This window comes from Micromonospora sp. RV43 (assembly GCF_001029515.1).
Lineage (GTDB): Bacteria > Actinomycetota > Actinomycetes > Mycobacteriales > Micromonosporaceae > Micromonospora > Micromonospora aurantiaca.
On sequence record NZ_LEKG01000049.1, the window covers coordinates 14,593 to 25,721 of the forward strand.

10 protein-coding genes are annotated in these 11,129 nt (G+C 72.4%); all 10 read right to left on the reverse strand.

Annotated elements, in window-relative coordinates; all coding sequences use genetic code 11:
* Window positions 1–93: 93 nt before the first annotated feature.
* Window positions 94–321, reverse strand: coding sequence for a hypothetical protein (locus tag ABD52_RS39775; RefSeq protein WP_047892146.1), 228 nt, complete (start codon window positions 319–321; stop codon window positions 94–96).
* Window positions 318–596, reverse strand: a complete 279-nt coding sequence (locus tag ABD52_RS14595; protein ID WP_047892147.1) for a hypothetical protein — start codon at window positions 594–596, stop codon at window positions 318–320. Before ABD52_RS14595 ends, ABD52_RS39775 begins: the two co-directional genes overlap by 4 nt.
* Window positions 593–2,368: an N-acetylmuramoyl-L-alanine amidase gene (locus ABD52_RS37460; RefSeq protein ID WP_053065375.1), complete on the reverse strand. Its 1,776-nt coding sequence runs from the start codon at window positions 2,366–2,368 to the stop codon at window positions 593–595. The genes ABD52_RS14595 and ABD52_RS37460 overlap by 4 nt, the downstream gene beginning before the upstream one ends.
* Entirely contained in the window at window positions 2,368–2,856 is a 489-nt protein-coding gene (locus ABD52_RS14605; RefSeq protein ID WP_152748243.1) for a hypothetical protein, read from the reverse strand. Before ABD52_RS14605 ends, ABD52_RS37460 begins: the two co-directional genes overlap by 1 nt.
* Window positions 2,857–2,871: 15 nt before the next feature.
* The gene (locus ABD52_RS39780; protein WP_053065376.1) at window positions 2,872–6,237 is read right to left on the reverse strand and encodes a hypothetical protein; all 3,366 of its coding nucleotides are present in this window, start codon (window positions 6,235–6,237) and stop codon (window positions 2,872–2,874) included.
* On the reverse strand, window positions 6,237–8,876 hold the full coding sequence (locus ABD52_RS37465) for a hypothetical protein (protein WP_053065377.1): 2,640 nt from the start codon (window positions 8,874–8,876) through the stop codon (window positions 6,237–6,239). The genes ABD52_RS39780 and ABD52_RS37465 overlap by 1 nt, the downstream gene beginning before the upstream one ends.
* A 134-nt stretch (window positions 8,877–9,010) precedes the next feature.
* Complete coding sequence (locus tag ABD52_RS14620; RefSeq protein ID WP_047892149.1) at window positions 9,011–9,436, reverse strand: hypothetical protein; 426 nt, start codon at window positions 9,434–9,436, stop codon at window positions 9,011–9,013.
* Window positions 9,437–9,931, reverse strand: coding sequence for a hypothetical protein (locus ABD52_RS14625; RefSeq protein WP_047892150.1), 495 nt, complete (start codon window positions 9,929–9,931; stop codon window positions 9,437–9,439). It lies immediately after the preceding gene.
* A 2-nt stretch (window positions 9,932–9,933) separates the two neighbouring features.
* Window positions 9,934–10,344 carry a phage tail tube protein gene (locus ABD52_RS14630; protein WP_047892151.1) on the reverse strand — a complete coding sequence of 137 codons (411 nt, stop codon included), beginning with the start codon at window positions 10,342–10,344 and terminating at the stop codon, window positions 9,934–9,936.
* 27 nt (window positions 10,345–10,371) lie between these two features.
* On the reverse strand, window positions 10,372–11,124 hold the full coding sequence (locus ABD52_RS14635; protein WP_047892152.1) for a hypothetical protein: 753 nt from the start codon (window positions 11,122–11,124) through the stop codon (window positions 10,372–10,374).
* Between the last annotated feature and the right edge of the window lie 5 nt (window positions 11,125–11,129).

Sequence of the window (11,129 nt, forward strand, 5' to 3'; positions counted from 1 at the left end):
GGTGGTGGGCTGCTGGGAGATGGGCCGGCAATGGCGCTGCCGACAGCCGGGCTGCGACGGAGAGACGCAGCACCGGCACGAACACCGAGGCCGCTAGCAGCCGAAATCGATGCGCAGTTGCGCGATGTCCTTGGCGATCTTCCGGCCGGCAGGCGTCTGCGGCGGAGTCTGCCGGTACGCGTCGTCCATCGTCGTGACCACTCCGCACCACTGCCGCTCGGACTGGTGCGCTGACGCATTGGTGTAGAGGATCGACACCGCAGACGATCCGAGAGCGGCCAATAGGCAGGCCACCATGACCCGCCATCCCTGGAACGTCATGCCTCACCCGCCCCGGATGACGCTGGAGACGATGAGGATGGCGATGGCGACGGCGAGGGCTGCGGCGGAGAGCCAGATCCGCCCGCGTTGGCCTCCCGGCGCAGCCCCAGTGCCCCGCCCAGCGCCGGGCCGGTCAGCAGCGTGATGCCGGCCAGGACGAGCATCTCCGACGCTTTGCCCGGCGGCACGATGAACGCCTGGTGGCTGATGATGCCCAGGCCAAGCAGGACGGAGCACCAGTCCCGGACCGCCTGGCGGACGCGCTCGCTGCTCACTCACGTGCCTGCCCCAGGCGGGCGACCAGCTCGTCGACGACCTGGACGGCGACCGTGGGCGGGATCGCCGCGGCGATCCGCTCCGGCGGCAGCCCTGCCAGGACCCCGGCCACGATCGCCTGCTCGTCGACGTCGTCCGACCGGATCAGCGCGGCGAGCGCCTCGGCCAGTTCGGCCGGGTTGGTGCCCTCCGCGCTGATCATCGCGGGCAGCTTCGCGAGGTTCGCCTTGATCGTCTCGGTGTCCTTGGTGGCCTGCCAGTCAGGGAACGACGGGCCGTGCTGCTGCTGGTGCAGGTTCCGCAGGAGCGTCCGCAGCGGCAGCGACTTGGATCCGCTGCCGGTGTAGTTCAGGTCGGTGGCGAGCAACGCCGCCACGATCTCCTCAGCGCTCGGCATATCGTCGTCGTCCTTTCCTGCCAGGATCGCGGTCACCCGCGCCCGGAACTGGTCCATGTCGATGCCGGACGGGTCGCTCTTCGCGCCCGGCTGGTGCTCGCGGTGCGCAGCCACCCGCCCGGCCTTCCAGCCCATGTGCTTGCAGATCGCCGCGACGCCGCGCTGGTAGGCGTCGAGCTGCACGGCCGGCCAGTCCTGGCCGCGGTTGTCGTTCTGCGCCTCGATGCCGATCAGGTTGGTGTTCCCGTAGCCCTTCAGGTTGCCGCCCCAGCCCTGCAGGGCGTGGTTGCAGCGGCCCGACGCCACGACGTGGAACGCGCCGGACCGGGACAGGTACAGCTGGGCGATCGGCGGCGGCGCCGACGTCGAACCCTCCAGCAACACCCGGATCTCCCCGGCGTCCGTCGACGTCGAGCTGCCGGCGGTCGCGTGGCAGATCACACCGCGCGGGTCGTACGTCGACGAGCCGCGGGTGCGCCACCCGTCGACCTCGTGGGCGGTGAGGCCGGCGGCGCGCAGCACCTGCGGAAGCCACAGCAGTCGGGACACGGTGTCCTCCTGGATGATCAGGTCACGTAGCGCCCGCTGCTCGGGCAGCCGCTCGGTCAGGTCGCCGTGCTCGTTGTGGTAGTGGCACCACAGCTGGCAGCCGGCCGCCCGGGCCGCGGCGTACATCCGCCGGTACCAGTCGGCGCACAGCTCACCGGTCGGGTCCAGGTCGGCGGAGAACCCGTTCGCTTTCGTGATCCGCAGATGGTCGATCTCCGCGATGCCCCACGCCTTGCCGGTCGCTTTGGCGATCTCCAGCATGGTTGCCAGCGCGGACGCCGGATCTTCGTACGAGCGGGGCCGGTACGGGTTCGGTGCGCCCGGCTCGAACTGGTAGGAGTCGAAGAGCACCCGGTCGACGGCGTCTGCTTCGTGCTCCGGGTACCAGAGTCTCCAGTCGCCGCCGGCGCGGATCCACTGGAGCGTGTAGCAGACCGACAGGCGCAGGCGGCCCTCGACTCGGGCCGGGTGGTCGCCGACCTGCTCCCGCTGCCGGGTCCAGCTGGCCCGGAACTGCGCCCGGGTCGGGTCGCCGCCCTTGCCCTGTTCCGGCTCGTGGTGGGCGATCAGCTCCAGGTCGACGTCGGGCCGATGCGTCAGCCACGCCGCGACGAACGCGGCCGAGTCCACGCCGGTGTCCTTGTGGCTCACCACCACGGTGGCGCCCGGCGGCAGCTGCGCCAGCGGCTTGCGCGGATCCGACCAGTCGCCGGCGGGCAGGCCCTGGCCAGGCCGGTAGAACACCCGCCCGGCGGACGACTGCGGGTAGAAGCCGAGCATCTCGGCGACGGTCCGGCCGCCGAGGCTCCAGCCGATCGGCATCATCAGACATCCACTCCCAGCCCGAGGTACTCCGACGCCGGGCCGATCGGCTCGATGGACAGGTAACGGGGCGACGCCGCCGACGCGTGCACGTTGACCGTTCCGGTGGACGCCGCCACCGTCAGCGCCACATCGGTCGTCAGGTCGGAGGCCGCGGAGCGGGTCAACACGACCGTGCCGGACACCATCACCGAGGTACCGACCGTTGACCCCTTCGCCTCGACGCGGCCGTATTCGCCGTAATCGGTGCCACCCAGCCCGGTCTGCCGCAACCGGAAGTGGGCCAGCACGCCGGCGGCGGACGCGTAGAGCAGGCCCCGCAGGTACGCCCGGTACGCCCACCCGGCCTTGAAGACCATGTTCGTGACGGTCAGCGACACCGCCTCCGCTGAGACACCCGTCTGCGCCGCCGGCGAGAACGCTTGACCCCGGGCAGGGTCGTTGAGCCGGGCCGGGGTCAACCGCATGCCCGACCGCACGGTGATAGGCACGTCAGGCCACCTCTCTCACAGCGACAGCACCGCGGGCTGCCACACGTCGACCTCCGTGCCAGCCGGCCAGGTCCGGGTCACACCGTTCAGCCCGCGGGCGGACAGGGTCACCAGTTGCGGGCTGATCAGCCGGACGTTGTCCACCGACACCACGACCGGCAGCGTGTTGGTGTTGCCGGACTCCAGCCGGGTGACGGCGCCGCAGAGGGTGCCGGCCGTCAGGTCACCGTCGGTGGCCTCGACCTGCCAGCCCGGTTCCGCGACGGTCGTTCGCCACGCCTTCGCGCGCAGCAGCGAGCCCCGGGCGAACACGGCCACCCGCCAGGTCGCGCCGGCCGCGTGGGTGCCGATGCCGGCCGCCGACGCGAGGCTGCCGGACAAGGCGCCGCCCACCCGCTTCAGCAGGACCAGGTCGACGCCGCCGCCGACCTTGATGTCCAGCCGCGCGCAGTAGTAGTTGTTGGTGTCTGCCGCCCGGAACAGCACCCAGTGCGTCACCGGCGCGCCGGTCGGCGCGGCGAGCGGGTTCGTGATCTCCACCAGCAGCGTCGGGTCGGTGGTGGCGACGTCGACCAGGGCGTGCCGCAGCACGTTCACCGTGCCATTGGAGATCCGCCCGGCGGTTCCGCTGGTGCTGTAGTCCGACGTCGCGCCACCGAGCACGGTCCATGGTTGCCCGGTGTCGGCCGTCCCCCACCCGTTCGACACGGTGCGGGTGAACGTGTCCGCCACGGCCGGGCCGATCGCCGAGGCGGACACCTGTTCGGCGCCGACCCGCAGGCTCAGCGGGAAGTCGGCGGCGTCCTCGGTCCACGGCCCGTTCTCGTCGGTGGACGCGAGCAGCATCGACAGGTTCCCGGCCGGGAGGCCGAGGGTGGTGCTGCCGTCGGCGGGGACGCGGGCCGCGCCGTCGACCACCGCCACGTCCCACGGCGAGCCGGGAGACGCGTTGTAGGTGATCGACCAGCCGTAGACGTCGAGGTGCTCGGCGTACCCCTGCGCTATCACCTTGACCGGACCGGGCGGCAGCCACGGCGGGAGGTTCGTCAGGGACAGGGCGTCCCCGGCGTCGGCCCGCGCCACCGCCTGCGTCAGCGCCGGATCGGACGCCAGCGCCTGCGCGGCGAGGTCGACCCGGATGCGCGGGTAGCGTGCCTCGTCCACGGTGCCGAGCCACAGCCGCCAGCCCGCCTGGTCGGGGAGCTGGTCGTCGGTGGCGACGTTGACGGTGTCCGACGTGTCGTAGGTGCCGACCCCGACGGGCGGGTTGGCGGTGGAAAGCGGCCCGGTGGTCTGCACGGCCCGCGCGGACCCGCCGTCCGGCCGGCTGACCGTGATGTCGTTGCGGGTCGCGTCGTCGTCGTCAACCGGATCGAACGGCGGGCTGATGTGCCCGGCAGAGTAGTCGAGCGGCACTGCCGGCCGGTTGTAGAGGCTCGCCCGGGTCCGGTACGTGAGGCCCAGGTGACTGCGGGCGTCGGTGAGGATGCCGCCGTCGGCCTTGGCCGCATCCCTCAGCACGTCGAGCAGCGGCGCGATGGGCTGAGGCCCCATGACTTCCGTGTCGTGCGGGTAGCCCCACACGGTCACGGGGACGCCTTCCTCCGTGGCGAGGCGGATGATCCGGTTACCGGCGGTCTCGCCCGCGTAGCCGGTGGACACCTGGGCGAGGTTGTCGGCGAGGAACAGCCGCTGGTCGGCGACGGCCAGGTGGGAGACGAGGCCGTCCTGTAGGTAGGCCGAGCCGACGACCTCGACCTTGGTCGGGTACCCGAAGGTGCCCGCGTAGGTGAACGGGGAGACGGGCGACGCGTAGAAGCTGTTGCCGGCGTTCGTCCAGTACGGCCGCCAGGAGACGTTGCCGCCGACCTGGGAAAACTCGACGTACATCAGCATCCAGCTCGTCAGCAGCACCCCGCCGTTGAGGATGCCCTCGTCGTCGACGACCGCGCCGGTGCGGCTGTAACCGACGAACCGGAAGCCGCCCGAGGACGCCTGCAGCTCCCACCGGGCGACGGTGCCGCCGCTTGTGTGCAGCCGCAGGTAGGTGACGTCGCCGCCGCTGGGCTGCGCCGGCAGCTTCAGGAACAGCATCAACGACCAGGTCGACGACCCGGGCCGGGCGACGACGGGCGAGCTGATGAACGACGTGAAGTCGGTCATCTGGGCCGCAGCGACGGTGCCGCCGAGCCGACCGCTCGTGACTCCGAAGGTGACCTTGTTGGAGCTGCCCGCGCCGATGCCGGCGGCGGCGCTGGTCGGCCGGGTCGCGTTTTCGCCGTCCTCCAGCGGCAGGTACGCGGCCGGATTGGCTGCTGTCAGCGTCCGCCGTAGCGGCGAGATGACCGGGGAGTTGCCCTGCGACATGCGGCGGGTCACGCCGGCCGCCTCGACGGGCACCCAGCGGTCTTTGCCGGACACGTCCCAGCGGGGCGGCCACGCGCTCACCTCGCCGTGGAAGCGGGCGCCGCGGTCGATGGGGATGGCCCCACCGGACCAGGTCCACGTGCGGCCCTGAGAGTCAACGAGCTGGGTGTCCCCGGCTCGCAGGGTGGTGAAGTCCGGGGAGGCGACCAGGACGCCGCTGTGGCGCAGCTCGAAGCCGTACAGCTCGCCGTTCATGCCCCACGCGCCGAACGACGACACCCGGCCGACCTCAACGCCGTACGGCCCGGCCTTGACGCTGGTGGCGCCGAACGTGCCCTGGCTCAGCTGCGTCCAAGGCCCGGCGAGCGTGGGCGCGGTGTAGAACGTCCGCACGCCGGTCGCCACGGTCAGGGTCACCCGCAGCGCCAGCGACCCGTCCGGCAGCGGCGCCGGCCGGAACTGCCCGGAGTTGCTGCCGGTCAGCACGCTGGACCCGTTGACCCAGTAGAACTCAAGGTTCCCGGTGTCGCCGATCGCGAATGCCCAGGCGTCGTCCTTCCCGGCGATGAACGCGCGGGTGTGGTCGGTCCACTGCGGCAGCCGCAGCCACACCCGCACGTCGAGGTCACCGGTGCCGTTGAGCGAGGTGTGCGGGCCGGTGACGGCGGCGCCCTGGGCGGCAGCGCCGGCGCCGCGCCGCCCGTCGACAGCCAGCGCCCCGCCCGGGCCGGCTTCGGCGACCCGGACCCGGATCGGGGTGTTGCGGCCCAGCAGCCCGTAGTACGGGCTGGCCGGGTTCCGGCCCGAATACTTGCCGTCGCGGTGGTTCAGGACCAGGTCGCAGCGGGCCACCTCGACCTCGCTGCCCTCGTTCGGGCGGCCCCGGCTGATCGACACCCCGCCGCCGGAGCTCGCGGAGCCGACACGCACGTCGGGAGTGACGTCGACCCAGCCGAGAGACGGGCCAAGGTGCAGCTCGGTGGTGAGACCGAGAGGGCTCGCCGGGAACGCCATCAGCCGCTCCTTCCGAGCACGACCTGCACGTTGCCGCCGCGCACCTTCACCGCGGCGCGCAGCATCTCCACGAGGAAGTCGGCCATCGGGGTGCCGTCGGACTCCAGCCGCAGCGTGGTCACACCCCCGCCGCCAGCCTGCGACAGCGGGGTGACGCGGGCGCCGGTGGGCAGATCCACGATCTCCGGCTCGCCGCCGTCACCGACGATCGCGGCGCCGCCGCGGGTGATGTTGCCGCCGCGGGCCAGCAGCGGCAGGTTCGGCATGCTCCAGCCCATCCCGCCGATCCCGGGGATCCACGACGGGGCACGGAACGACAGCCGGCCGACGGTGCGGTTCCAGAAGCTGGCGATCTGGTTGAAGCCCCACTTGAACGGCGACAGGATGATGCGGCCGACGTTGGCCAGGCCGCGCAGCAGCCGCCCCGGCAGGGACAGGTACCAGTTCAGGAACCGGGCACCGCCGGAGACGATCCCGTTGTACGCGCCCAGGATCCACTTCCTCCACAGGGTGTTGACGAACCAGTCGCCGACCGCGGCGGCCGCTGCCTTGACCGCGCCCCAGGAGACCCGCCACGCGGTCTGGAACCACGTCGTCTTGGTGGCGATCAGCACGATGATCCCGATCAGCGCGATGACGGCGAGCACGATCAGACCGATCGGGTTGGCGGTCATCGCCGCGTTGAGCACCCACTGCGCGGCCGCCCACGTCAGCGTCGCCGCCCGGGTGGCCACCATCGCGACGCGCTGCGCGGCCATGCCCACCACGGCGCGGGCCCGGGCGAGGATCCCGCCGTTGGTCGCCGCCGTCTCCGCGGCCGCAGCCGCCGTGGCGCCGCGGTGCACCGCGGTGTTCGCGATCAGCGCCTGCGTCTGCGCCTGGAGGGCAGCGCGCATGCCCCAGTTCGCGGCCACCTCGGCCACCCGGATGGGCAGGGCCACCACCGTGGCGATGTTCGCCGCGGTCTGCGCCGTCTTCGAGATGACGTAGCCGGCGGCGATGACCGGCAGCAGCTTGGCCAGGGTGTCCAGGTGCCCGGCAGCGAAGGACACGACCTGGCCGGTGAGGTTCAGGCCGTCGTTGAACTCGTCGCCGTGCGCGGCGACCACCGGGATGACCTGCCCGAGGCCGGTCAGGATCGACCGCAGCGTGGACAGGACCTGCCCGACGCGTTCCTGACCCTCGGCGGACTCCAGCCACTGCCGCATCGCCGCCGACCCGGCCACCAGCGCGTCCAGGGTGCCGCCGCCGTTGTCGCCGGCGCCGAGTACCGCCTTGACCGACATCACCACGTTCCACGCCAGCGCACCGAACTGCCGCAGCGCCGTCAGCCCGGTGGAGATCCACCGCTGGGCATCGCCGGAGCGGCGCGCGTTGATCGACCACTGCTCGAAGCGAGTCGCGATCGTGCCGACGTTCCCGGCGAGCCCGGGCAGGAAGTTGGAGCCGACTGCCACCCACTGGAGAAGCCCGTTGACCACCGGCCGCACCGCCCGGGCCAGCCGGTCGGTGGTCTTCGCGGTGTTGTCGAGCAGCCGGTCGACGTCGCGCACGCCGGCGCTGGTGCGCAGCAGCCCCGCCGACTGGCGGATGGCCAGGTTGAAGCTGCCGCCCATCCGCCCCAGCCAGCCGGTCACCCGGGGCAGGTAGATGCCGGAGAGGTCCCGCAGGTCACCGGCCACGTTGCGGAAGGTCGCTTGCTGGCCGGCCCGCGCCGCGCCAGCCCACGCCGGCGCGAGCGCCCGCAGCGTCAGGATCACGGCGCGGCCCGCCGGCGACAGCCTCGCGAGCGCCTCGGCGGCCGGGTCGATGCCGCCCGACGCGGCGCCGGCGCTGGACTCCCGCACCGCCTCCTGCGCGTCAGCGAGGCGCTGCGCGGCCTGCTCCACCTGCCGCTGTGCGTCACGCTGGCGCTCCAGCGCAGCCTGCACCGCGTCGCTGCCCTCGACGCCCTTGCGGGCGCCGTCCTCCTGTTCAGCGGCCAGGTCCTCGACCCGGTCCTTGACCTGCTCCACGGCCAACTTCGCCCGCTCGTAGGCGCGTTCGGCCTTCGCGATCTCCTCCGGCACCCCGCCCTGCCGGGCCCGGATCAGATCCCGCTCCGCTTCGGCGACCGCATCGATCGCGTCGCCCTCGTCCAGGCGGGCCTCCCGGACGCTGCGCGACAGGTCGTCCAGGCGTTCGGCTTCCTCCTGCCGGGCCCGAGTCACGGCTGCCTGCGCGGCCAGCGCAGCCCGCTGGGCGTCGGCCAGGGCGTCGGTGGCGGTCTTCACCTCCCGCTGGGCCTGAGCGACGCGACGTCCCGCGCCCGCGGCCGACCCGCCGCCGCCCGTCGCGGCCTGGCCGGTCGCCTTCCACGCGTCGGCCAGCCCGAACGTGACGGCGCGGGCCGCGCCGACAGCGGCGATGGTGCCGGCGATCGCCGCCGGCATCAGCCAGATCGCCCCGGCCGCGCCGGCCGCCGACGAGGCAAGCGCGATCGCGTGCGCGCCGGCTGACGCCATCGCCCCGCCGAGCACGACCGTGGACGCCGCCGAGGCGAGGTTCGCCGCACGCACCTGCCCCGCCGTGCGGGTCAGCAGCTGGCTGACGCCGCGGTCGCGGCCGACGGTGTTGAACACCAGGCTGGTATCCGACACGGCGAGGTCACCTCCCTACTTCTGCTTGGCCAGCTCGGCTTGCGCCTGGTCGACCTGCTCGCACGCGGCGAGGAACTGGTCGACGGTCAGCCGGTCCTGCTCGGACGGGGGGATGTACAGCAACGACGCGATGCTCAGGGCGTAGGCGTGGCGTCGCTCGGCGAGGGTGCTTTTCCCGGGTCGTCCGGGGCGTCGACCAGCTGCTGGCGCAGCACCGCCAGGGTCAGTAGGCGGTCCTCGGGCGACAGGTCACCGTCGGGCAGCTTCTCCACCTCGGCGATCTCGGCCTCGATCTCGCTCTTGGTGCGCTCCAGCAGCAGCTCGTCGTCGAAGAAGTCGACGTCGGTGTACTTCAGCGTCGGATGCTGGCGGCGCAGCATCGTCCACAGCAGCGCCCGCCTGGCGCTGGTCTGGCCCTTGAGCAGCTGCGCCTTGAAGTCCGTGGCGTACGCCAAGCCGGTGTGCTTCTCGATGGCCTCCATCTCCATCACGCGCAGCCGGCCGGGCCGGTACTCCCACCGCTGCTCCTCGCCGTCCTCCGGCCGGTACACCAGGAACATTCAGCCTCTCCTCGCGATTCGTCGTGCACGGTTGTCCAGGGCCCGGGCGGCCGCCGCGTGCAGCCGGGCGTGCAGGCGCCGCAGGGGGTCGTCGAACCAGCCCGGCTGCCCGATCTGTGTCACCCACGTCTCGGTGTCGCCGAACACCGGGTGCCGCCAGCCCCGGCGGCTGTTCAGCCGCTTCGGCGCGTTCGCGAAGTTGCGCAGCATGATCTTCCGGGCGCGGATCCGGACACCGGCGCGGCGGCCGTCCACGCGTACCTGCGACTCGACGCCGGCGGCGACCGCGGCGCGTAGCGGCTCGTGGCCGTCGTCCAGACCACCGGTGGCCATGCCCATCAGCGCGCCGCGCACCGCGGCCACCCCGGGCTCCAGCACCGCGTGCAGCTCGGCGGCCAGCTCGGTACGCCACTCCTCGCCGCCAGCCTCGTCCTCGAGCGCCCGGGCCACCCGGGAGAACGAGCGGTTGTCCGGCTGAACGACGACGTGGTCCATCGTCAGGCCGTCGCCCGACTGATCGGCCCGGAGCTGGGGAACGTGTAACTGGCCTCGTTGACGTCGCCGGGCGAGCCGGAGATCGGCGTCCACGACTTGATCAGCATGTTGCCGGTGTACTTCGGGTTCGAGGTGCCCACCACCGCGTTGGTCGCCCGGGCCTCGAAGGTCACGACCTGGCCGAACAGCGCCCACATCGCGCTGTCGAGCGCCGACGCGGCGACGTCGTTCTTGAAGCTGACCGCGACGCCGCCGGACGCCAGGCCACCCAGGACCTCCTTCCAGCCCTGAGACGCGAACGTCGTGACGTCCTTCTCCTCGACCTCCGCCGTGACCTCACACTTGGAGGTGTTGCCGGAGCGGTCGACACCGTTGATGGCCAGGTACGCGGCCTTGAGCACCATGAGCGGCATGGCGTATCTCCTTCGTGGTGGTGATGCTCAGGCCGAGACGCCGAGCGAGACGACGAACAGGAACGACGGGCCGGTGCCGGTGATCGTCCAGCTGGCCCGGTAGTACGTGTCGGTGTTCGCGCCGCCCACCCGGCGCGCCTCTCCACCGGCCGCGGTCGCGGTCGTGAACGTGACCCGGTCCGTCGGCGACGCGAACCCGGCCGCGTCATCGGATTGGATCTTCACCGCCAGGGACGGCGATCCGGTCCCCGCCACCGACAGGACGTGCAGCGCGGCGACCAGCTCGCCGCCGGCAGGCACCGCCACGTGCAGCACTGACGTGCCGGACCCGGTCGCGGTGCGGGCCAGGCCCGGCGGGTGCAGCAGCACCCCGCGCGCCAGCGGCGACGTCGACGACCAGGCCGCCGCCCACGGAGCGACCTCGCCCTGCCCGCCGAGCAGCTGATACTGGCCCTGCATCGCGGCCATCACGTAGGCGGTGTCACCGACCGCGGCGCCGCGCGGGCACGCCGTCCACGCGCCGACGCCACCGAGCGCGGCCCACAGCGCGTCATCGACCTTGGACGGGTCACCGGCCTCCCAGAACCCGGAAGCGGTCAGCTTCGCCGACTTCGTGCCGGCCATGACCTCTTTCCAGACCTTGTCCGTGGCCGGGTCGTAGGAGCCGAACGTGGTGACGTCGCGCTCTTCGGCCTCGGCCTGCGGCTCCACCTTGTTCGTGCGACCGGTCAGGTCGACGCCGCCGTTGAACAGCCGGACGTCCTTCAGGATCTCCGCCACGACGG